Here is a 22992-nt window from a genome sequence, read left to right as displayed (position 1 = left end):
GCCACTTCCTTTCACTTAAGTTAATAGCCTTTTAACTATTTAAATTTTTAATCCTACTTTTTTTAACTTTAAATGTTTCATATAATCTGATTCTACCCTTCTTCGCAAAGACTGCTATATAAGTTGGAATTAAAATTCCTGCCATAACGTAAACTAACCAATACTTTTCAAGTCTATATGCATACCAAACACTATTAAGCACATTATGATCAATTGCTTTTACCTTTACTATAATAAAATTCATTATAAGAAATACAAACAAATGATTAGCCATTATATGAAATGAATTTTCACCAATAGATAATAATATATCATTTTCTTCAATGTATCTTGTTATTAACTTTGAAATCACAATGCATAAATATATGCCATTAATACTAGCTATTATTGGCAAAAATAAGCGTCCTCCAAAATCACACCAACTCAGAGCATAAGATACATCCTTATATTTTATTATTAATATAATTTGCAGTATAACTGAGCCTATGATATATTTGGATTTAATTAACTGGACATCATCCAATTTATTTTTATACCAAAATCCTAAATAATAGAAAAACAGACCAAATAACGTTCTATCTGCAACTAGTTCATATTCTGAATGAATACCACTTTTCGCAAACCTAAGCCCTATTAATGCCAAGCACATAAAAACACTAAAACTAAATAAATAAGACTTATTAATTTTTTTAATCATTTTAAATAGTAATATAAAACTTATTTGAATAATAAACAATTCAACTACAAACCACCCCGCTAAAAACAAATGGTATTGATGTCCATGCAGAAATGGGCTAAGAAAAAAGTTATACAATGTAGGTAGTTCACCTAATAAAATGTTATTTTTTTTATATAAAACATATGTAACTACTGCATAAAAAAGATTATATATAAAATATGGTATCAATAGTGTTTTTATCTTTTTTATAAAAAATATTATTATATTGTCCTCATTATTCTGATTGTAAAAATATCCCGATGCAAAAATAAATAAGACAATATGATATGAATATGTAGGGTACCATGTAAATGGATCATATTTATGTCCAATTACAACTGCTATAATACCAACCGCTTTAAGTATAGTCATTTCTTTATTCATTTCTTTTTTCATTTCACTTAATACTCCCCCACAATATTTTATATATATTTTTTATTCCTTCGCCACAATTTACTGTTCTATGTTCTCTTATATTTCCTTTTATACTTCCTTTTAAATACAAGGATCCCTTCAAATATTAATGGATAACATAATTGAAAGCTCATACCTGAAAAACTTAATATATTAGAAAATGTACTTAAAGCCACTATGTTACACAACATTGCTACTCCTGTAATTGCAAACATATTTGACTTAGATAACAATGTAATATAAAAATAACATATACCTATCAAATACAAGAATAAAATTGCAACTCCCGCCCATCCTAAATAATGAAATGCGCCCAAATAGAAACTTCCTACCGTAAGCTCAGGTTTTATTAGTAGAACTGCGTTTTCTTCCCTTACATCAGTCTTAGAAAAAAATCTTTTAGATAAAAAGTCCGGAACTATCTCGTTACCAACAAATTTCATCAAGTTATTAGTATTTATTTGAGGACTGGTCTTATCTATATTTAATTGAAGATTCGCCAGAGGGGAAGATATATATATGTATGCCCAAAAAAAAGGTTTCGGTATAATTGATTTTTTAAAGCGTTGAGAAGCTTCCCCTACTTCTAATATGTAATTACTACTAAATTTTTCTACACTTTTATTTAACGTATTGTTTCTATAATTTCCAAAAACACCAAAAAAATAAAACATCGCCAAAAATAAAATAATAAATTTGGTTATATTTTTTTTATAAAAATTCAAATTCAAATCAACTTTTAGAAGCGTTACAAAAAAACACCCTAAAAAAATATTCATGAACATTCCCCTAGATATAAGCAATACAGAAGGTATGAGGCATATCAAATAAAGTAAAATTACAATTTTCTTTCTTGTAGAAATATAAACATGATATAAATATACAGCAAAAAAAATAGTAAACGTATATAAAATAACATGAAAGGTAGGTATCCCTCTAAATTCTAGATAATTTATCTTTTTAGAAAATATAGGTATGGATCCAAAGTATATAAATTCTGCAATATTACCTAGTATAATTAATATTGTTACATATATTAGATTATTGCTATATTCTGCATCTACATAATTGATAATCTTTTTTTTCCTCGTATACGCCCAAGCAAACCCACATATTACAAAAGTTAGTATAAAAAACATTATTGTCGTCCAGGTTAATCCTGGATATGCATCTGACCAGCCAAATGCATAAAATAATATTACTGTTAAAAAGCTTATAATGTATATTAAAAACGGATTCGCCACTTTCTCACCCTCTTAGAATTATTTGTATTTGCCGAAAATAAATCTTTTACTATCCAATACTCCTTTTATAATCATCTTATATTTTGATAATTTATTTTTCTCATGCAATTGTATTTTTATTATCTCATTAATAAAACGAAGTTTGTCCTCTCTTACCCACGTTGGGAAATCACTTTTAAATTCTTTCCAACAATAAAATCTATTACGTGTTATATAATATCTTCGTATAACAGAATGATTTGTAACAATTATTTTTTTGCCAAGAAAACTCTTATTAACAGAATCGCCTAAGCTATGTAATAAAATGATATTAGATACCTTTACTATATTATAATTTTTTCTCTTAATCCTTAGACAAAATTCATGATCTACAAAATCTATAAATAATTTTTCATTAAAAAATCCTATTTTATTAAATATTGAAGCTTTAACCAAATTTCCTGAAGTCATTTCAACAATAACATTTTTTAAGTTATCTATATCAAAACTATACTTTTCACACTTTAAATTTACAGTTTCAGTTTCACTCTTATCAACATAAGTTGGAGCAATTATAGCCACCTTATCTCTTTCATTTTCTGATAAGTTTTCATATACACAAATCATATTTTCAATCATATTTTCAGTAGCCACACTATCGTGATCTAAAGTGAAAATCCACTCATACCCTTCTGATAATGCAAATCTAACTCCATAATTCAAAGCTTTTGCAATACCGTAGTTTTCGTTATTATAAATGATTTTAATATAATCATTTTCATCTAATTTAGCCAATTCATTTATAGTATCTCTATTAGATCCATTATCAATTATTACTACTTTGTCAACCTGTCCTTTTATAGCATCTACGCATTTATATATATCCTTGCCAATGTTATAAGTTATAACTACTGCACATACATTTGTATTAGTTCTCATATATACCATATCCTATCGTCAACTTTTTATTAAATCGATAAAATCACATTGCATAGTAACTTTATCTTCAAAAGCCTTATGCTTTAATTTCATCTTATTTTTCAAACTCAATATCTCTTTAATTGATTTCAAATTGAAAGGTTCAAATATTAAAGAGAACATTAAAAATTTTATAAAATTCTTGATTATTTGCCACTTATCTCTTTTAAATGTTTGTTTTGTTTCATTTTTTAAAATCATTAGATATTGATTTCTGAAAGATAATCCTCTAATAAATTTAGATTGTTTTTTTCTAGCATTAATATAATTTTTAATTCCATTTTCACCTTTTCCGAAACCTCTTCCATGGTATGCTATTGCTTTTGGATAATACATACACTTGAGTCCCGCTAAGTTAAATCTCCATGATAAATCTATATCTTCTTTATATGCAAAAAAGTCTTCATCAAAATATTCATTTTCTATCCTAACTTTTTCTAAAGCTGATTTCCTATAAAAGGGAGCTGCACCACAAACTCCAAAAATCTGTTCTGTGGTGTCATATTGACCAATATCCTCTTGATTTTGCCCTCTATCAATGCATCTCCTACTACGAAACATTTCTATCCCAGCGCTATCTATGTAATTCAATTTTTTATCTTTCTTAAAATCATACTTTAATAATTTTCCTGACACTGCAGCAATTTCTTCATCTCTTACTGTGAATATATAAAGCTTCTCAACGAAATCTGACTCCATCACAATATCAGGATTAATTATCATAACATATTCTCCATGTGCCATATTAATCCCTTGATTTGCAGCTCCCGAATATCCCAAATTCTTATCATTATTAACCTTAATAAAATTTTCATTTGGGTATTCTTTGCAAAAATATTCATATGAATCATCACTTGAATTATTATCTATAAAAATCAACTCAATATTTTTGAATGTTTGCCGGATTATTGAATCTATACATCTTTTTATGTATGATTTATTGTTCCAGTTTATCACAACTACACTTACGGTATCCTTCATACAACTAATCCTCTTCCTCAACGTAATCTAATATCTAATAAATTTAGTATCAAGCTATTCTTTAATTTTATAAACGAATTGTATATCTAACTCTCTTAATTGTTTTTGAACCTTATCTTTTTCTGATAAAAGTACTTCATCTATTCCATCTAATGGCCATTCTATATTAATATCTGGATCGTTCCATAACATGCCACAATCAAATTCCGGATGATAAAAATCAGTACATTTATATACAAATTCTGCTTCATCAGATGTAACTAAAAATCCATGTGCAAAACCTTCTGGCACGTAAAATTGTTTTTTATTTTCTTCAGTTAATAATACACCATACCATTTACCAAAAGTCTCTGATCCTTTTCTTAAATCCACAGCTACATCAAAAACTTCACCTTTTATTACTCTAACAAGTTTTCCTTGAGTATGCTTAGTTTGGAAGTGTAACCCTCTGAGCACTCCTTTTGTAGACATAGATTGATTGTCTTGTACAAACACCATGTCAAGTCCTGCTGCTTTAAACTCCTCATAATTATAAGTTTCCATAAAGTATCCTCTGTTATCACCGAACACCTTTGGCTGTATAACATATAAACCTTCTATTCCTGTTTTAGTAAATGTAAATTGTCCCATAAATATCACCTATACTTTCTTATTAATCTTTTATTCTATTGAAGCTGCTGCTTCTTTATACACGTCCTTATATTCATCAGCTATATTTAATAAATATCTACCATATTCCACTTTGAATAACGGTTCTGCAAGCTTTATCAATTGTTGCCTATCTATAAATCCTTTTCTATAAGCAATTTCTTCTAAACAAGCAACATACAGCCCTTGCCTTGTTTGAATAGCCTCAACAAAATTAGAAGCTTCAAGTAGTCCTCTATGAGTTCCAGTATCAAGCCATGCCATTCCACGTCCAAATAGCTCAACCTTTAGTTTGCCACGTCTTAGATATTCATTATTTACCGCAGTAATTTCTATTTCACCTCTAGCAGATGGTTTAACATTTTTCGCTATTTCCACTACATCATTATCATAAAAATACAGTCCTGGAACTGCATAATTTGATTTTGGATTTTTAGGTTTCTCTTCTATAGATACTACATTGTTATCTTTATCGAATTCTACTACACCAAATTCTATTGGATTACTAACATGGTATCCGAATATAGTTGCACCTACTTCTCTTGAGGCAGCTTTTTCTAATCTTTCACTAAATCCATATCCATGAAAAATATTATCGCCAAGTACTAATGCAACTCTATCATCACCTATAAATTCTTCTCCAATTATAAACGCATCAGCAAGTCCTTTTGGTTCTTCTTGCACTGCATATTGTATATTAAGTCCTAATTGACTTCCATCCCCAAGTAAAATTTCAAAAGTACTTGTATCTCTTGGTGTTGATATAATTAATATATCCTTAATTCCTGTTAGCATTAACACTGATAATGGGTAATATATCATTGGTTTGTCATATATAGGTAATATCTGTTTAGACACAGCTTTAGTTATAGGGTAAAGCCTAGTTCCAGAACCTCCAGCTAATATTATTCCTTTCATCTTTGTTCCTCCTAAATTTTAATTATAATCCTAGAAAACCTTTTTTTCCTTTTTAGTAGCATTCATTGTTAAACTTAATCCCCATTTTGAGTAGATACCCAAATATGTTAGTAAATTTACAATTGTATTGTATTTATTTTTATAATGTTTATTATAGAATATAAACATTGATTTGTGAAATTCGCCTATCATTCTTGTGCTTTGCTTCTTACTGCTTTCACCTTTATAATGAACTATTCTTACCTTAGGATGATAATAGTTTTTCCACCCTGCTTGTTTTATTCTATAACACCAATCAATGTCCTCTCCATACATAAAAAAGGTTTCATCAAGAAGCCCAACCTGCTCAATGGCTTCCTTGCGTAGCATCATAAACGCTCCAACTAAAGAATCAATTTCGCTTTCTTCATCCTCATGTATAAATGTAGCATTATATCCTCCAAATTTTTTATTATTTGGAAATAGCTTGTCTAGCTTCATAAGATAGCATAAAGAGTTCCATGGAGACGGGAATCCTCTTTTGCATGCCTTATCTAAAGTGCCATTAACTTTTACCACTTTACATCCAAGGCATCCAATCTCTTTATCCTTTTCCATAAAATCAACGCATTCCACTAATGTACCTTTTGGTACAATAGTATCAGGATTTAAAATTAGAACATACTTGCTCGACCTGCATTGTCTTATGGCTAAATTATTAGCCTGTGAAAAGCCACCATTAATGCTGTTACGTATGAGCTTTACTTGTGGAAATTCACTTTCTACCATCGTAGCACTACCATCTTTTGATTGGTTGTCTACTACCCATATTTCATATTCTATGTTTTCAGTATTCTGAATTACGGAACTTAAACAATCCCTTAATAAATCTACCGTATTATAACTTACTATAACTATTGACAAATCCATACGCTGTCCCTCATTTATCTTTTGATATTTTAATGAGACAATAAAACTTTATATTGCCCCTTCTTTTTAAATACTACAAAAACTGTTTTTAAAGTAATTTTTATATCCATCAAAAAACTTCTTTTATCTATGTATTCCATATCTAAATGGAGCAATATGTTACTATTTTAATTAATTTACGCCATGCCATTAATTCCCTTTTAATACAATTTAATGCATTTTAATACAATTTATATTTATTCCCACTCCGTATTCGAGTATACCATAATATTTATGAAAAGTTAATATTTTTTTTTAATATTTCCAAGTTTTTCATGCTCTTTTCCTAAGCCATTTGCAACCTAATATATACCATAAATCGAGTAGGAGCTAAATAATTAATTTATTTAGCGACCTCTCACACCACCGTGCATACCGTTCGGTACACGGCGGTTCAATAGAAATTAATGTTTTAATAAATATGTCTCAGATATAGAAACTAATCCTATATTTTTAAGGTATTTATTGGTCAATGTTTTGTTTAATATAGGGCTATTGGATGTTCTCCAATAGCCTTTCCTTGTATTTGCATATTGCAAAGCTTTATTGTTTGGTATTCCTAATTTAACAAGGTTCCCATATTTTGTTTTAATCTTTTTCCATTGTTTCCAAAAACACATTCTAATTCTTCGCCTTAACCATTCATCAAGTGTTTTAAGAATACTTTTAATGTCTGCAATAGCAAAATAATTTATCCATCCAACTATCACTTGCTTAAGTTTCATAAACCTATATTTCATGCTCATCGCATTACTTCTTGAAGTTAATTCTTTTAGCTTTGCTTTGAATTTGATTATAGGTTTTTGAGGAACTCTCATTCTGTATTCACCTTTTGCTCGGTAAAATGAAAATCCTAAAAATTTAAGTTTCCAAGGTCTATCTACTGTACTCTTTTCTTTATTCACTCTAAGCTTTAACTTTTCCTCAATAAATCTCGTAATACTCTTCATTACTCTATTTGCTGATTTCTCACTTTTGACGTATATATTCGCATCATCAGCATATCTACAAAAGTTTAGTCCTCGTTTTGTTAGTTCTACATCGAGTTCATGTAACATTACGTTACTTAATAATGGGGACAAAGGCCCGCCTTGAGGTGCTCCTTCTTCTGTATTCATAAATACCCCATTTATCATCACTCCACTTTGTAGATACTTTCGTATCAGAGAAATTACTCTACTATCTTTAATATCTTCCGATAGTATCCTTATTAATTTATCATGATTTATCGTATCAAAGTATTTAGAAAGGTCTATATTCACCGTCCATGTATGTCCAGCATTAATATATCCCCTACATTTTTCAACAGCTTGTTTTCCACTTCTTAAAGGTCTAAAACCGTAACTATTATCAGAAAATTTCTTTTCATATATTGGTATTAGAGTTTGTGATATCGCTTGTTGAATAACTCTATCTAATACAGTAGGTATTCCAAGTAGCCTAATTCCACCGTCAGGTTTTGGTATTTCTACCCTTCTTACGGCTAGAGGTCTATATCTACTTTCTAATAATGATTGCCTTAATTCTTGTCCATGCTCTTTTAGATAATGTAGAAGTTCATCTACTGTCAAACCATCAATCCCATGACTTCCTTTATTGGCTTTTACTCTTTTATATGCTTTATTCATATTATCTCTCGATAATATCTGCTCGAGTAAACCATTATCATATTCATTCACATCGTTTCTTCCTTCTTCTGACATAGAGGAAATACTATGCACTTCTACATTACCTTCGAGTTCCACTCTATTCTCTCGTAGAGAGCCTTCTTTATGAAGTTGTCTGCTTTTATCATATTTTCTCGTATCCTTCAAAATTCCAAACCTCCTATTGTTCAGTCCTTCCCACGCTAACGCGTTTTGCATGGTACTATGACGTCTGCTGACTTCTGATAGTTCAGCCATACATCACTGTATGGGTTGTTATTTCTAAATTCATATCCACAACTTACCTATCAGATCTCCCCGGGTAAGAACGCAATCTTTCACTCCATCTATCTGCTACATTTACACCACTTGTTTCGAATAGTTTTGGGCTTCGTTTTGTATTGCAAACTTACCCACAAGCATATGCCTTATATGTAGTTTCTGTTCGTCAGACCGGAGTTTGGCCGCCAACTTCCTTCAGATTCCATCTCACGATGGACACCCTTGTCTTAAGCTATGCACTTGGCACTATTAACCCGTGCTAGGGACTTTCACCCATTAGATTGCGCCCATGCCGGGCGCACAATGAAAAAGCAGGTGTATTATCTACTCCTGCTTTTAATTATTTTAAATACTCACTAATCGCTTCCTGCCAAGTCCTAGTTATATCCCCAGTAGTCAATTCCAACATATAATTTCTAAGCACTGAATATTCAGGCCTTTTTGCTGGTCTTTTAAATTCATCAGTTGTACAAGGCAAAACTTCTGTATCAATTCCTTTAAGTCTAAATATTTCTTTAGTGAATTCATACCAGGTACATTCACCTTTACATGTGCCATGAAAAAGTCCATAATTCTTATCTTCTACGAGTTTTATTATAACTCTAGCTAAATCAACTGTACTTGTAGGAGTTCCTCTTTGGTCATTAACTACTTTTAATGTCTTATTAGTTTTGCTTAAATTTATCATAGTCTTTACAAAATTATTTCCATCTCCGTAAAGCCATGCAGTTCTAATTATATAATGCTTAGGATTGTGATTCTTAACTAATATTTCTCCCTCAAGCTTTGTCTTTCCATAGATAGTTTGTGGATTTACGGGATCAAACTCTGTTAGTGATTGATTTACATCGCCAGCAAAAACATAGTCTGTTGATACTTGAACAATTTCGGCTCCAATTTCATTTGCAGCCGCTGCTAAGTTTTTAGGTCCTATTGTATTTATCCTATATGCCATATCTATTTCAGTCTCACATTTATCAACAGCCGTAAGTGCAGCACAGTTAATAATCACATCTGGTTTATTTTTATTTACAACACTATATACTTGATCCACGTTTGCTATATCTAAATCTGATACATCCGTAAGTATTAAATCAATGCCTTTTTTCCCTTTATATTGGTTAGCGAGTTCGCGACCGAGCTGACCATTAGCTCCTGTAATTAATATCTTCATAATTCATTCTCCTTTATATCTAGTTATTTTTTCATAATTAAAACAATAATTCCATTATCTCTTGCGATCTGAGCTTAAAATAAAACTCTCAGAGTTCAATCCCTAAGAGTATCATTTTAACTGCGTTTATAACATAAAATCAAATTATCTATTAAGAATAATGTCACAAATCCTATCGACATCATCTAAACTTAAATCAGCATAAAGTGGCAATGTAAGCACCCTATCTGCTATGTAGTTTGCAACTGGTGTCTTTTCAACATCAAATCTACCTTTGTAGCATTCAAAACTATTCGTGAGGGGATAGAAATATTTACGAGCAAAGATATTCTCTGCTTTCAGCTTCTCAATCACTTCATCACGACTTAGCTTATACTCATCAAATACCACAGGGAAGTAAGCATAGTTGCTCTTCACCCCTATTTGAGGTTTACATACCTTAATTCCATCAATACTCCCTAATCTTTCAATATATCTTTCTACCACAGCTTTTCGATTTTTTATCTCGCCATCAACATGACGAAGGTTGCAAATACCCATTGAGGCTTGGAATTCATTCATTTTAGCATTTCCACCTACATACTCAACAGACTCTGGTCCAGTAATACCGAAATTTTTCAAGTCATTTAATATTCTAGTTAACTTATCATTCTTAAAGGTTATTGCTCCACCCTCAATAGTATTGAATACCTTTGTAGCGTGAAAACTAAACATTGAAGCATCACCAAAGTTAGCGACACTTACACCCTCTGCCGTTACACCAAAGGCGTGAGCAGCATCGTAAATAACTTTTAGGTTATGCTTATTTGCTATCCTTTCAATCTCCTTTACATTACAAATATTCCCATAAACATGTACTGGGATAATAGCGGATGTCTTATCCGTTATCAAACTCTCCAACTTGTCCACATCTATAGTGTAATCGTCAGGATTCACATCACAAAATACTGGCTTTAAACCATTCCTTACTATTGCATGAGTTGTAGATGCAAATGTGAAAGGCGTTGTTATAACTTCTCCTTTAAGATTGAATGCTGCTATTGCGCACTCCAATGCAAGATGTCCATTAGTGAAAAGAGTAATATTTGGAGTATTTAAATAATGCAGTAATTTTGCTTCTAATTGTTTATGTTTTGTACCCATATTAGTCAGCCAGTGGCTGTCCCATAGGTCTTTAATTTCTTCTGTGTACTCCTCAAATTCTGGCATTGAGGATCGAGTTACTTGAATTGAGTTCAATATACTCACCTCTTTATATTATTTATAAATCTGTTAATTTTTAACCCCTAAGTTCCTCAAATCTATTTAGTTCCATTTCCTTTTTAAAATCCTTTAGATAATCTAAATAGTAATACTGAGGTATGTATCCTAACTCTTCTCTGGCATTTGTTATGTCCATAATAAATTCTCTACTATTAGGTTTATCTGGGCAAGGAATAATTACGGACTTACTACCCTTAGGTGAAAATACTTCAATTACGCCTTCAATTTGTTCTTTTAAAGTTACAGCCCTACCAGTACCTACATTATAAAACCCACATTCTCTATCAACCGTAATCGCTTTACACAGCATTTGGCAAAAATCTCTAACATAAACTACATCTTTTGCTTTAGTCGGTTCTCCCCACATTTCAATTTGTTTACCTGCCATTGCTTGATTCATCAAATGGCGATAAGCAAGCACTCTTTTTTCACCATCAACATAGAAATATTGATTAGGTGTATATGCATAGATAGTCGGGCACCTGAATATGAAGCTCTTAATGTTATACGTCTGATGATAATGTTCTATCATATCTACGGCGGTATTTTTTGATATAACATATAATGCATGATCGCCTTTGTAACTAAAACTTCTCGGGAAATCCGGTTTAATTAAAATTTCCTTCCCCCAGTAACCAGAAAGATCACCTTCCGACTGTGGATATAAAATCCTATCAGCTTGAGTCCTTCTGCAGTACTCTAATACGTTAAAAGCTCCAACTATATTAGTTTCCATATACTGTTCTGGCTTATAGCCTTCCATATATGCTGGTAGAGCTGCAGCAAGATTGATGACAGCATGAATACCATTCTGTGGTAACTTGTTAAACTGACTAGAGTCTGTGATATCAACACTGTAATACTCTATTCCCCTCTTTTGAAAAAATTTTGTTTGTTTACGACCAACAGCTATTATCTCAAATTCTTGGGAATTTAGGTTTTCAATACAATATTCTATTAAATATGCTCCAGTGTTACCTGTTGCGCCAAAAATAATTACTTTTTTTTTCAGCTTCCACACCGCCTTCTTATATTAATTCGTATGTTTCAAGCATATCTTTAATCTGATATCTTGAATTAAACATCATCACATCTATTATTGATAAGTTTGACACAAATTCATTATTAAACTGCTGATATTCAACCGTCCCGGTCTTCAGAAAACTAAGTTTTATCTCTCTATCTGCAAAGTCATCATAAGAATATAGATCTTGTCCTCCTACCGCATTGTAATACTCATCTGCACCAATCACCTTGCATATTTCTATAACTTTGTCCTGACCTTTTAAATCATTATTTTTATTTATTGTTGATGAAACAATAATCTCAGTATCTATAGATAAATATTCACAAATTTGTCTTATGGAAAATTCCAAATACTTTGCTAAATTACTCTCGTCTTGATTAATAATATTCTCAATAACCGAAAAGGCATCTGAATAATATGGTGCTTTTTTATAACAACTTTCAATAGTTTTAAGCAGCTTTTTGTTTTGAATTGGGTTTCCTAATACCTCAACTTCATTAATGCGCTTATTAGGGCTTGCGCCATTCATCTGAAGGTTTATCATTTTACCCTCACCATTCATCAAAATTTTGTTTCTGTTTATCCATCCACCTTTTATAAAGTTAACATCATCATATATGACGTATTTATCTACTGCGTTCATTAATTGCCAATACCCTATGTATGGTAAAAAGTATGGTTGCATTATACCTACCTTCATTTTGTTGCTCCTTTCATACTTTTGAAAACATCCTTATTATCCTGATTTAATTAATGTTTGCTCTTTTTATTTACCTTTTTTTAAAATAGAATTTAACAACTCATACACAGTGTTTAATTCTTCTATTCTTTCAATTTTACTTAAACCTACATATGCCACTACCCCTATTATGAATTGAGCTATAATTTTAACTAAATTATTATTAGGGAGCACTGCGCCACTGAAATAAACAACTATTGCCATTATCACTGATGCAACAAATGTAGGCATTATCTCCTTGATTTGTTCTATAGTTGAATAAGAAAGCAATTCAGCTGAATAATAGGAGTTTATAAAATAGGCAATATACGAACTTAGAACCGCCGCCCAAAGTAATCCATTAATACCAAATTTAAAAAATAATACTATTACTATTAATATTAAACCTATTGCTTTTTTAATGATCTCTAATCTTAAAAACAAATCAGATCTTCCTTTTACTTGAAGGATATTCAAATTAATTGCATGAAGTGGAAATAACATTCCTGCAAAACATAATATTTGAAAATAAACAATAGAATTCACCCATTTTTGTCCAAATATTAATCTTATAAGGGGACTAGCAACCGCTGCTAATCCTATCATTAAAGGAAAAGTTATAAAAACTGATGTCTTTATAATCTTCTTATAAGCATCTCTTAGTTTGTCCTCATTTTCTTTTATACTACTAAGAACAGGATAGCTCACTTTTTGTACTGAGGATGTTATCGATTGAGATGCAGTATCTCTTAATTTTTGAGCATTCGTATAATAACCAAGCTCTACTGCTGAAAATGATTTCCCTATTATTAAAAAATATAAATTATTATATAATGTATCAATCAATCCAGATGCCAATAATTTCCACCCAAACCCAAATAGCCTTTTAAAAGATTCTACGCTAAAAACTAATGATGGTATCCAGCTATTATAAATACACAATAAAAAAGATTGAATAAGTTGCATAGATAAAGTTTTAATTACAAGACTCCATACTCCAAACCCCATATAAGCGAAAATAATCGCAATAATACCTGATAAAACAGATGATATTAAGCTTATTTTGGTTTGGGTTTTAAAATTTATACTCTTTGTTAACATAGTTCTTTGAATTAATCCAAAGGAATTAATAATAAGGACTATTGCAAGCACTCTTAATATAGCTATAAGTTGGGGTTCTTTAAAAAATCTGCTAATGCCACCTGCGGAGAGAAATAGTACTATATACAGTACGACTGCCATAGCAAGATTAAAATAAAAAACTGTTGAATAATCCTCCTGGCTTGGCTCTTTCTCCCTAATTAAAGCATTAGTAAACCCACTATCTATAAATGATTGAGATACTGCAATAAAAACTGTTATCATTCCTATGATCCCAAAATCTTCTGGCACTAAAAGTCTTGCAAGTATTACTAAAATCACAAATTGTATTCCCTGATTTGCAATTAAATCTGAAAAGCTCCAGAATAGACCTGATATTGTTTTTTTCTTTAATGTACTTTGTTCTTGCATTTGTTTTCTCCTAAACTATTTTTGAAATTGAATAGTTACTAATATGTATCTTGAAATAACATCTACCTTAGACTACTACCAGTTTCCATTTGCTATTATTTCTTTTTATATAAACCGGATGATTTTAAAATTTTCTTTAGTAGTTTATAAAAGAATATTATTATAATCCATACAAACATTTTAACTTTACATATAATACCATTTTTCGAAACGTATTTTTTCATAAAGTCTTTGAGTTTAGGTATATTAAACGTACAAATATAATTCAATATTATTTCACATTCTATTTTTTTTAATTCTGTGTTAAAAAGTTTACTATAACTCGTATCCATATTTGATAAGTTAGCTAATGAATTCACCATATCAATTCTAAATAAATTCGGATTGTTTTTAGTTTGAGCTGAAAATGATGAACCCGAATCTCTTACCCATCTGTAAGTCCCCATATTTTCACTAAAATATTTAATTTTACCTTTCGTCAATAGCAAAAGCTTAAATGGATAATCGCCAACAATTTCTACATCCTTGAGAAGTTTATTACGTACCACGGAATAATCCTCTCCCCATATATTTTTAAAAACCAAACTAAGAGTAGGAAGATTATTATATTTAAATTGGTCTAAAGGTGTTTTCAAATCACCTTTATAGCTACCAAACGGTGTATCGCTTAATAATTTACGATTTTCATCTATTATAGATACATCATGGGCTGTTGCGATATAATCACTATTATTTTCTAAAAAATCTATAGACTTTTGTAATTTCGTTTTATCTGTCCAAAAATCATCGCCTTCTAAATATGCGATATATTCACTATTACAATTTTTAGATACTTCTAAACAGTTTAATGATGCTCCAACATTCTTTTCATGCAGGATTAATTTAATTTTATCTGGAAATCTCTGCTTATAGTCTTTTAAAATTTCCCTGGTATTATCAGTAGAACAATCTTCCCCAATAATTATTTTATAATCAAAGTTCACTTCCTGCATTAGTATACTGTCAATTGCTTCTTCAATGTACTTTTCATGATTATATGCCAACATATGTATAACCAATTTAATCAATTATTAACACCTCCTTGTATAATCTAATTATAAGTTTTGATAATAAATTTGTAGTAAAAGCAGTAAGTCTATCTGTTTCTCTATTAGCTCCTGCAATTAGTATCTTCATAATCCATTCTCCTTTATATATCTTCTGTATAAGGTATAAAACTATCATAGCTTAATCCCTAAGCGTATTATTTATATCAATTATTTTTCATACATATTGTTGTAATAATTTTGGTACTCACCTGTTGTAATATTATCCATCCACTGTTTATTGTCTAAATTCCATTTTATTGTCTTCTTTATTCCTACTTCAAATGTAGTTTCAGGATACCAACCGAGCTCGGCCTTTATCTTAGTTGGATCTATGCCATACCTTTTGTCATGGCCTTTTCTATCTTCAACATAACTTATTAGTTTATCTGTTATTTCTTTATCTACATTTTCATTTAAATAACTTATAACAGTTTTAACTATTTGCATATTAGTTCGCTCGTTATGTCCACCTACATTATAAACTTCGCCTACCCTGCCACCATTTATAACCATATCTATTGCTTTGCAATGGTCTTCAACATAAAGCCAATCTCTTATATTCATTCCATCACCGTATACTGGCAAATCTTTATGACTTAAGCAATTGTTTATTAGTAATGGTATTAATTTTTCTGGGAATTGATATGGTCCATAATTGTTTGAACATCTAGTTGTATTTACAGGCATTTTATACGTATCAAAGTAAGCTTTTACCATTAAATCTGAACCTGTTTTACTTGCTGAATATGGACTATGTGGGTCTAGTTGTGTTGTTTCAAGGAAAAATCCTGTTGCGCCGAGGGATCCATATACTTCATCCGTAGATACTTGCATAAACTTCTTGCCTTCTTTAAATCCGCCTGGTATTTCCCATGCATTCTTAGTTATATTTAAAAGATTTACTGTACCTAAAACATTTGTCTTAACAAATATTTCTGGCTCTTTTATACTTCTATCTACATGTGATTCTGCCGCAAAATTTACAACATAATCAATATCATTTTCTGCAAATAATTTTTCTACTAATTCTTTGTCACATATATCTCCTTGAACAAAAATATAGTTAGTATTATTTTCTACATCTTTTAAATTTTCTAAATTCCCTGCATAAGTTAATTTATCTAAATTTATAACTTTTACATCTGAATATTTGTTTAACATGTAATGAACAAAATTTGCACCTATAAACCCAGCTCCGCCTGTTACTAAATAAGTTTTCATATTATTTATTCTCCTTACTAAACTTTATTTTTAATTCTCTAATTGGTTCTATTATTACCGTTTTACCTTGCTCCCTGTTTATTAACCACAGCTCCAAAAGTCTTAAAAATGATTTTCAAATCCACCCAAACGCTCCTATAATCTATATAATTCATATCGAGTTGTACTCTTTCATCATATGTCGTATCACTTCTACCACTTGCTTGCCAATTACCTGTAAGACCGGGCTTTACACTTAATAGCTTGTCCCCATATATTCCATAGTTCTCAATTTCTCTTTCTATTATAGGTCTAGGTCCAACGATAGACATATTGCCTTTTAAAATATTTAATAATTGAGGTAATTCATCTAAACTTGATTTCCTTAAAAATTGTCCAAATTTAGTTATTCTTGGGTCATTTTCAAGTTTAAAACTTTTCTCAAATTCTATTTCTTGTTTCGGTGTCAATTTCTTTAGTAATTCTTCAGCGTTGGGCAGCATGGTTCTAAATTTATAAACTTTTATAAATTCGCCATTCATACCCAATCTTTTGTGTCCAAAAAAAACAGGCCCCTTTGAATCTATCTTAATCCAAATAGCAACAACAACCATCACTGGACTAAGTAATAAAATCCCACATAAAGCACCTATAACATCAGTTATTCTTTTGATTATAAAATATCCTGCATTTTTTTCATACTCACTAGTAATCTTTACCTGTGTCTCCCTCATATCCGTTTCTAATTCTTCCATTTGTATCCCCCCTATTACTATATTATACAGACTCCTGCGCTCTACTTCGCCCCACATTTATAACAATATCTAAAATTTCTATTTTACTAATTTCTACAAAGTTACACAGATTTATTATATAATTTCGAAGATTTTACGTCAAATTTTGAATTTTATAATTCAGTACATCTATCGACCAAATATGACATTTTTTTTAATTTTATTGCTTATATGTATTGGAGTATACTTGCTTTTTTTAACTTGTTTTATGCTATTAAATAATTTATTAAATATACATTTTAATACAATTTAATACATTTTAATTTATTTTTATTTACAATTTAGTATATCATAATATTTACAAAATGTTTCCTTTTTTTATTATATAACAAATTTAATGGTATTTACATCATTTTTTATCCCTAAGTTGAACTATCCTCTTTATATTATATTCAACTTGTTACTTTAAGATATATGTATTTATAATTTTCAGCTTTAAAATCAAATAAAAGAGGAAAGAATAATTATAATTATTCTTTCCTCTTTTATTTGTCCATTTATTTCATTGACTAATTATGCATAAAGTAGGCAAACTTATCTGTTGAATAAGTTGCACGCATATCTCGTACATGAGCCTCGCTACCTTGGTTGTCTGCAACATATGCCAAAGTATAATTACTATTAGCCCATCCCATAAATACAAATGTATGCGTTGGATATCCTCCGCCATCATTAGTTGTAAAACAAATACTTCCTGGTGTAAGCTTTTTAATATTCCAATTAGACTCCCATCCACGTGCATTTAGGTAACTTAAATACTGTCTTGTGTTACATGTTTCTAGTGGAATAGGTACTCCCATTCTTCTCATTACTTCGCTTGAGAAATAAACGCAATTATTTGAAGTACTTCCACCATGTAATGCCACAGCCCTGTTTAGTACATTAGTAACATTAGTTGAAGAGTTTAAATAGTTTGCAATCCTAGCTTCAAGCGCTGTTTGATTTGAACCTTCCGCTGCCGCAATTCTATCCACTTCTATTTTAGCAAGTCTTGCCGCTTCTTCTTTAGCCAACCTGTCTGCTTTTATTTTAGTAAGTCTTGCTGCTTCTATTTTAGCTATTCTATCCGCCTCTATTTTAGCAATCTTATCCGCTTTTTCTTTAGTTGTACTATCTCCTTTAGTTGTACTATCCCCTTTAGTTATATTACCTTCTGCTTCTTTAGGTATTCTAGCTGTCTTTACTTTTACTATCCTATCGGTTTCTACTTTGGCTATGCTATCAGCTTTCACTTTAGCTATTCTATCTGCTTCTACTTTAGCAAGCCTGTCCAACTCTGTTTTAGCTAAATTAGCAGCCTTTACTTCTTCTGCTTTGTCAAATGATGCTTTCGCTATTTCATAATTTTCTGCTATTCTAGCCTGTTTAGGCGCATCTGCTCTCTCAGCGGCTATCCTATCAATTTCTTCTTGTTTAGCTTTATTTGCAGATACTTGCGCCAATTTGCTAGCTCTTTCTTTATCTGCTTCTCCTTTTTCCGCTTTATCTACTGCTATTTTTTCCAGTCTAGCAACCTCCGCTTGCTTCGCTAGCATCTCTGCTTGCTTTTCTTGCGCCTCTGCTTCCTTGGCTAATTTGTCCTTTTTAGCCTTTTCAATTACTAATTCATCGATTTTCTCTTTAGATATCAACTGTTTCTTACTAATTGTTGCCTTAGTACTCGTTGGATTAGCAACTGATGCTGTAAGCGTTACTTCTCTTACTTTCTTTCGGCTTGAAAGGGAAACCTCGCTTTTAACTGGCTCTTTCGCTTTACTTGCAATTGCCCACGCACTAGTACTTAACCCTACCACCGCTGTTAATACCGTTATTACTACTATTCTCGTTCTCATTTTCCTTTTCTTTCTCATTTCAGTTCTAGTTCTCCGCTTCACTAATCATGTCCCCCTAAATTTGTTATATAAAATTATCCATTATTAATATATCAATTTAATCTACTTCCCTATTACTTGTCGTAATCCTTTAATTTTCGCATTGCAAATATCGACAAACACTCCAGTGTTATCACTTCTATTACCTAATCTATTTTTCATTTGTTCCTCATCATGTTGGACAACCTACCTTACCTATTTGGTTTAGGTAGATTTTTTAATTTCTGTCGAAATCTATCGGAAAATAAAGCACTATATTTTTTTATATTAGGAGGTATTGATACCCTCTCTATAGAATATGTACATTATAATTATTTAGGATAAAGGAGGGAGTGCGTTCTGTATTTGGGCTCCTAGAACGTGTAACCCACCCAATCTGCGTAATTAGGTTTATTTTATCATATATCAAATGGAGTACAAATGGGGGGATTATAAAATGTTATTTAATGGGCTATTTTTAAAAAAAATCTCGATAAAACAAGGCGGAAAATTACTTAGCGAATATTGTGTAATAAATGGGTTTGATGATATTACCTCGCAATGGAAGAAGCCTTCCCATGCTAAAAGTTTGTTTGCATATCGCAGGCGAAAAGATAGAATGATATCAAAAAATTGGGTATCGTATCACCCTACTAGGGGGGATGCGAGATATAGTATATGGATTGATTTAGTAACTAGAGAAATCAGAGAAATTTTTAGGTCACCAGCTTAACCTAAATTTTTCAATTTTACAAGTAATATTATTAATTTCTTCATCAACATTTCAAACATTCTCTTTGTTTTGCTTAGAAAAATAGATCCATCAGATAAGTATTTACCAACTAAATCTATTTTTCTAGGCTACTTAAACTATACTAGTATCAGTAGTAACTATCTTAGCATTTTTCTTGCCAGTTAAATCATCTCCTCTAGAGCTACATAAGCGCTTTGAGTTTTTGTAATGCTTTTTTCTTAATTCTTGCAAATTGATGGTAGCTTTTATCACTATCACAGGCTATTTCTCCTATTGAATCTCCTAAAATATAATATCTCTCTAGCATTTTTCGCTCTAATGGCTCAAGCGTTTCGAGAGCTACATATAATTTTTTCACTTCATCATAGGCAATTACTTCATCCTCTAAGGTAAATTCATAATGCCCTGCAGTATCAAAATCTAGCATTTCATTGTTTGGAACTTCTCTAAAATGCTTTATCTGTCCTTTTAGAAGGGCTTTGAAGTTCATTCTTATAGAATTTATGCAGTAGCCGTTAAAGCTGTTGCTGCCTAGCTTATACATGTCTATGGCTTTTATAACAGAAAGGTAACCATGCTGCACTAAATCTTCTAGTTCATAACCTGGAATGTGATACCTTGAAGATTCCTTGAATATGAGATATTTGAATTTTTCTATTATCGCTTCTGTAGCTCCACTCTCTTTATTTTTAGCCTTTTCAACTAGTTTTTCCATAATAAAAACACCGCCTTTTAAATTTTTTATATCGAGAATATTAAAAGAAAACTAATCAGTATGCTTGTCCTAATAGCTGTTTTTCTAGAAGATCGAAATCATATGTTCTTTGCTCATAGTCGCAGAAGCCACCATTTTTCACATTAGGGCTTGAGCTGCCACTCTTTTTACTAGCCCACTGTTTTTGATAGAATTTTACCTGCTCAGCAGTTTTTATGCCTTTACTTATCCAGCTATTGAGTACTTTAGTGATGTACTTTATAGTTTTAGCATTATATTCTACAGCCTCATCAATAGCCATAATGATAACTTTGCTACTTACCTGCTTTGCAAAATCTAATATTTTTTCATACACCAAAGGCGTGATAGCATGTACATTTTCTTCAAATACCTTAAGTACACTTTTTAAGCCCTCACCATCAGCATCAGCAGCAGAATTTTTTCTATATTTTATGACTATTGCTTTTTTAGTCACTGCTTCTTCTTTAGTTAATGCTTCTTCTTTAGTCACTGCTTCTTCTTCTTTATTCCTTAATTCTTGTTCTTTATTTATTAATTCTTCTTTATTACTTCTTATTCTATTACTTGGTAGCCCCTTATAAGGGCCTTGTAAGCCCCTACTAATATCCTTGTTAATTATGAATTCACGTGGCTCCTGAATTTCTTCCTTTTTCAGAAAATCATTATTATCTTGGTCTTCTATATTTTCCATGGGAATTACATCAGAGCTTCTTTCTAAAGTAAGATTTATGGGATGATTGTCCACTTTTTCTAAGTAGCAATTTACAGAAGTTCTATCATCAGTAAAATTAATATCAAAAGATTCCTCTATAATGAGGTTCTCGAAAATTTTCGCTACATCTAATTGAGCTACATCACATTTTTTAAATAAAATTTTAAGAAATTCTTTATTTTTAACCCTGGATAACTCGTGATGAACACATTTAATAGCGTTTATATTGTTAGGTACGTTGTATTTCATCCAATTTAACAGCATAATCTCTTTCGTATCATCACAGTATAAGATTTTGTTATACTCACAGAATCTTTTAATTAGCTTATCTACAGTATCTCTGTTGTACCCAGTTTCTGTAGCTATAAATTTCTTTGATATTTCATAAATACCACACTGCGTTGTTTTGGTATTTGAAATAAGATATAAATAAAAGTATTTTTCCTCTGGTGTAAGTTCAAACACAAAGCTATCACTCCAAAATTCTGTATAAATCTGTCTGTATTTAGCCATTAGTTAATCCTCCTTAATATATCTAGTGTCCCTGCAAATCTACACTATTAGCACCTTTTAATTAAGCCCTATATATAATAGCCACGAGAATTGCAAATCCGAGTCCCCTAATATTAAATATTTTTAAGTTTCTTATAAATTTTTTTAAGACGGGTTCTTATAGATGCTTCATTCACTCCTTCAGCACGAGCGATTTGAGTAATTGATATATCTTGAAAAAACACCTTTTGTACTAATACTTTCTGCTGTGGTAACAGTTTTTCCAAAGCATTATGTAATGCTTTACTTGTTTCTTTTTTTTCAACTATGATATCAACAGCTACACTGTTATCTTCAAATTGAAACCCTTGTTCCTTCTTCTTCTCTAATGAATTGTGTCTACGTGTTTCTCTTCGTTCATTGTTATAAGTTTCTCTTCCAATTTCTATTGCAATCTCCGCAATATCCTTTGATAACTCAATCTCCGCTATTTCTCCTGTTACAAATTCATACTTAATGACCATTATTACATCTCTCCTTTAATCTTTTTAAAATTCAGATAGAATCCCCTAAAAGAGCAAAAAAAATAGCCGAATAATTGCTTTTATTAGCAATCATCCGGCACTTTGAATAAAAAAAAATAAGAGCCGTACAAAAGCTTTGTTAAAAGCAATTGTTCGGCTCTTAGGTAGTTCTTTTAGACTCCTTTTAGCTCGAAACACATGAATCTAGTTTTTTTAGGTTATTGTAATTTGGCTTGTCTAATCTCATCTGTGCAACTTGTTTACACTGTATGCACTTTATATCTATTACTCCTGTTGCATCTCCCTCTATATCAAATAATCTTCTCCTACAAATCGGACATTTAACTTGCTCGGTCATAATATATCCCCCTCGTGATTATTTATAGTTTTAA

At 30.9% G+C, this 22992-nt stretch carries 22 protein-coding genes; 1 reads left to right on the top strand and 21 read right to left on the bottom strand.

Annotated features, from left to right (window positions below; translation table 11 throughout):
- Positions 1–31 precede the first annotated feature (31 nt).
- From ACWJJ2_RS16235 to ACWJJ2_RS16155, 17 genes are all read right to left on the bottom strand, one after another.
- Positions 32–1114, bottom strand: a complete 1083-nt coding sequence (locus ACWJJ2_RS16235; protein WP_462952738.1) for an acyltransferase family protein — start codon at positions 1112–1114, stop codon at positions 32–34.
- Between the two features lie 65 nt (positions 1115–1179).
- The gene (locus ACWJJ2_RS16230; RefSeq protein WP_462953536.1) at positions 1180–2376 is read right to left on the bottom strand and encodes an O-antigen polymerase; all 1197 of its coding nucleotides are present in this window, start codon (positions 2374–2376) and stop codon (positions 1180–1182) included.
- An 18-nt stretch (positions 2377–2394) separates the two neighbouring features.
- Complete coding sequence (locus ACWJJ2_RS16225; protein WP_462953535.1) at positions 2395–3294, bottom strand: glycosyltransferase family 2 protein; 900 nt, start codon at positions 3292–3294, stop codon at positions 2395–2397.
- Between the two features lie 18 nt (positions 3295–3312).
- Entirely contained in the window at positions 3313–4314 is a 1002-nt protein-coding gene (locus ACWJJ2_RS16220; protein ID WP_462953534.1) for a glycosyltransferase family 2 protein, read from the bottom strand.
- 54 nt (positions 4315–4368) lie between these two features.
- On the bottom strand, positions 4369–4944 hold the full coding sequence (gene rfbC / locus ACWJJ2_RS16215) for a dTDP-4-dehydrorhamnose 3,5-epimerase (protein ID WP_216302578.1): 576 nt from the start codon (positions 4942–4944) through the stop codon (positions 4369–4371).
- 30 nt (positions 4945–4974) lie between these two features.
- Positions 4975–5880 carry a glucose-1-phosphate thymidylyltransferase RfbA gene (gene rfbA / locus ACWJJ2_RS16210; protein WP_216302577.1) on the bottom strand — a complete coding sequence of 302 codons (906 nt, stop codon included), beginning with the start codon at positions 5878–5880 and terminating at the stop codon, positions 4975–4977.
- A gap of 30 nt (positions 5881–5910) precedes the next feature.
- The gene (locus ACWJJ2_RS16205; protein WP_220286188.1) at positions 5911–6789 is read right to left on the bottom strand and encodes a glycosyltransferase family 2 protein; all 879 of its coding nucleotides are present in this window, start codon (positions 6787–6789) and stop codon (positions 5911–5913) included.
- 443 nt (positions 6790–7232) lie between these two features.
- Positions 7233–8642 (bottom strand): group II intron reverse transcriptase/maturase, encoded by a 1410-nt coding sequence (ltrA, locus tag ACWJJ2_RS16200; RefSeq protein ID WP_462952630.1) that lies wholly within the window; start codon positions 8640–8642, stop codon positions 7233–7235.
- A 454-nt stretch (positions 8643–9096) separates the two neighbouring features.
- Complete coding sequence (gene rfbD / locus ACWJJ2_RS16195) at positions 9097–9930, bottom strand: dTDP-4-dehydrorhamnose reductase (RefSeq protein ID WP_216302574.1); 834 nt, start codon at positions 9928–9930, stop codon at positions 9097–9099.
- A gap of 144 nt (positions 9931–10074) precedes the next feature.
- Complete coding sequence (locus ACWJJ2_RS16190; protein WP_462954352.1) at positions 10075–11172, bottom strand: DegT/DnrJ/EryC1/StrS family aminotransferase; 1098 nt, start codon at positions 11170–11172, stop codon at positions 10075–10077.
- Positions 11173–11209: 37 nt separating this feature from the next.
- On the bottom strand, positions 11210–12214 hold the full coding sequence (locus ACWJJ2_RS16185; protein WP_258280618.1) for an NAD-dependent epimerase/dehydratase family protein: 1005 nt from the start codon (positions 12212–12214) through the stop codon (positions 11210–11212).
- 7 nt (positions 12215–12221) lie between these two features.
- Positions 12222–12920 carry a WbqC family protein gene (locus tag ACWJJ2_RS16180; protein ID WP_220286190.1) on the bottom strand — a complete coding sequence of 233 codons (699 nt, stop codon included), beginning with the start codon at positions 12918–12920 and terminating at the stop codon, positions 12222–12224.
- A 66-nt stretch (positions 12921–12986) separates the two neighbouring features.
- Complete coding sequence (locus tag ACWJJ2_RS16175) at positions 12987–14450, bottom strand: lipopolysaccharide biosynthesis protein (RefSeq protein WP_462953533.1); 1464 nt, start codon at positions 14448–14450, stop codon at positions 12987–12989.
- Positions 14451–14545: 95 nt separating this feature from the next.
- The gene (locus tag ACWJJ2_RS16170) at positions 14546–15517 is read right to left on the bottom strand and encodes a glycosyltransferase (RefSeq protein WP_462953532.1); all 972 of its coding nucleotides are present in this window, start codon (positions 15515–15517) and stop codon (positions 14546–14548) included.
- Between the two features lie 189 nt (positions 15518–15706).
- Positions 15707–16759, bottom strand: coding sequence for a dTDP-glucose 4,6-dehydratase (gene rfbB, locus ACWJJ2_RS16165; protein WP_462953531.1), 1053 nt, complete (start codon positions 16757–16759; stop codon positions 15707–15709).
- A 62-nt stretch (positions 16760–16821) separates the two neighbouring features.
- On the bottom strand, positions 16822–17493 hold the full coding sequence (locus tag ACWJJ2_RS16160) for a sugar transferase (protein WP_216302569.1): 672 nt from the start codon (positions 17491–17493) through the stop codon (positions 16822–16824).
- A 548-nt stretch (positions 17494–18041) separates the two neighbouring features.
- A complete protein-coding gene (locus ACWJJ2_RS16155; RefSeq protein ID WP_462953530.1) occupies positions 18042–19406 on the bottom strand; it encodes a hypothetical protein in 1365 nt (454 codons plus the stop codon).
- 433 nt (positions 19407–19839) lie between these two features.
- Between ACWJJ2_RS16155 and ACWJJ2_RS16150 the strand changes: the two genes are divergently transcribed.
- On the top strand, positions 19840–20115 hold the full coding sequence (locus ACWJJ2_RS16150; protein ID WP_462953529.1) for a hypothetical protein: 276 nt from the start codon (positions 19840–19842) through the stop codon (positions 20113–20115).
- 202 nt (positions 20116–20317) lie between these two features.
- Here the strand turns inward: ACWJJ2_RS16150 and ACWJJ2_RS16145 are convergent, their stop codons facing one another.
- The 4 genes from ACWJJ2_RS16145 to ACWJJ2_RS16130 all read right to left on the bottom strand — a co-directional run bounded on the left by ACWJJ2_RS16145 (position 20318) and on the right by ACWJJ2_RS16130 (position 22958).
- Complete coding sequence (locus ACWJJ2_RS16145; protein ID WP_220320144.1) at positions 20318–20851, bottom strand: sigma-70 family RNA polymerase sigma factor; 534 nt, start codon at positions 20849–20851, stop codon at positions 20318–20320.
- A gap of 55 nt (positions 20852–20906) precedes the next feature.
- Entirely contained in the window at positions 20907–22097 is a 1191-nt protein-coding gene (locus ACWJJ2_RS16140; RefSeq protein WP_462953528.1) for a DnaD domain-containing protein, read from the bottom strand.
- Positions 22098–22210: 113 nt separating this feature from the next.
- Positions 22211–22600 carry an RNA polymerase sigma factor gene (locus tag ACWJJ2_RS16135; protein ID WP_462953527.1) on the bottom strand — a complete coding sequence of 130 codons (390 nt, stop codon included), beginning with the start codon at positions 22598–22600 and terminating at the stop codon, positions 22211–22213.
- 184 nt (positions 22601–22784) lie between these two features.
- Positions 22785–22958, bottom strand: coding sequence for a hypothetical protein (locus ACWJJ2_RS16130; RefSeq protein ID WP_462953526.1), 174 nt, complete (start codon positions 22956–22958; stop codon positions 22785–22787).
- Positions 22959–22992 lie beyond the last annotated feature (34 nt).

The sequence above is a fragment of the Clostridium sp. CM039 genome (assembly GCF_055081075.1).
Note: the sequence above shows the minus strand (reverse complement) of the source record. Positions and strands in the feature narration are given on the sequence as shown.

Excerpts from the sequence above, each read along its gene's own strand:
- rfbD (WP_216302574.1), bottom strand. The coding sequence starts at position 9,930 with ATGAAGATATTAATTACAGGAGCTAATGGTCAGCTCGGTCGCGAACTC.
- ACWJJ2_RS16205 (WP_220286188.1), bottom strand. The coding sequence starts at position 6,789 with ATGGATTTGTCAATAGTTATAGTAAGTTATAATACGGTAGATTTATTA.
- rfbB (WP_462953531.1), bottom strand. The coding sequence starts at position 16,759 with ATGAAAACTTATTTAGTAACAGGCGGAGCTGGGTTTATAGGTGCAAAT.
- ACWJJ2_RS16180 (WP_220286190.1), bottom strand. The coding sequence starts at position 12,920 with ATGAAGGTAGGTATAATGCAACCATACTTTTTACCATACATAGGGTAT.
- ACWJJ2_RS16150 (WP_462953529.1), top strand. The coding sequence starts at position 19,840 with ATGTTATTTAATGGGCTATTTTTAAAAAAAATCTCGATAAAACAAGGC.
- ACWJJ2_RS16225 (WP_462953535.1), bottom strand. The coding sequence starts at position 3,294 with ATGAGAACTAATACAAATGTATGTGCAGTAGTTATAACTTATAACATT.
- rfbA (WP_216302577.1), bottom strand. The coding sequence starts at position 5,880 with ATGAAAGGAATAATATTAGCTGGAGGTTCTGGAACTAGGCTTTACCCT.
- rfbC (WP_216302578.1), bottom strand. The coding sequence starts at position 4,944 with ATGGGACAATTTACATTTACTAAAACAGGAATAGAAGGTTTATATGTT.
- ACWJJ2_RS16160 (WP_216302569.1), bottom strand. The coding sequence starts at position 17,493 with ATGGAAGAATTAGAAACGGATATGAGGGAGACACAGGTAAAGATTACT.
- ACWJJ2_RS16135 (WP_462953527.1), bottom strand. The coding sequence starts at position 22,600 with ATGGTCATTAAGTATGAATTTGTAACAGGAGAAATAGCGGAGATTGAG.
- ACWJJ2_RS16145 (WP_220320144.1), bottom strand. The coding sequence starts at position 20,851 with ATGGAAAAACTAGTTGAAAAGGCTAAAAATAAAGAGAGTGGAGCTACA.
- ACWJJ2_RS16220 (WP_462953534.1), bottom strand. The coding sequence starts at position 4,314 with ATGAAGGATACCGTAAGTGTAGTTGTGATAAACTGGAACAATAAATCA.
- ACWJJ2_RS16235 (WP_462952738.1), bottom strand. The coding sequence starts at position 1,114 with ATGAAAAAAGAAATGAATAAAGAAATGACTATACTTAAAGCGGTTGGT.
- ACWJJ2_RS16175 (WP_462953533.1), bottom strand. The coding sequence starts at position 14,450 with ATGCAAGAACAAAGTACATTAAAGAAAAAAACAATATCAGGTCTATTC.
- ACWJJ2_RS16130 (WP_462953526.1), bottom strand. The coding sequence starts at position 22,958 with ATGACCGAGCAAGTTAAATGTCCGATTTGTAGGAGAAGATTATTTGAT.
- ACWJJ2_RS16140 (WP_462953528.1), bottom strand. The coding sequence starts at position 22,097 with ATGGCTAAATACAGACAGATTTATACAGAATTTTGGAGTGATAGCTTT.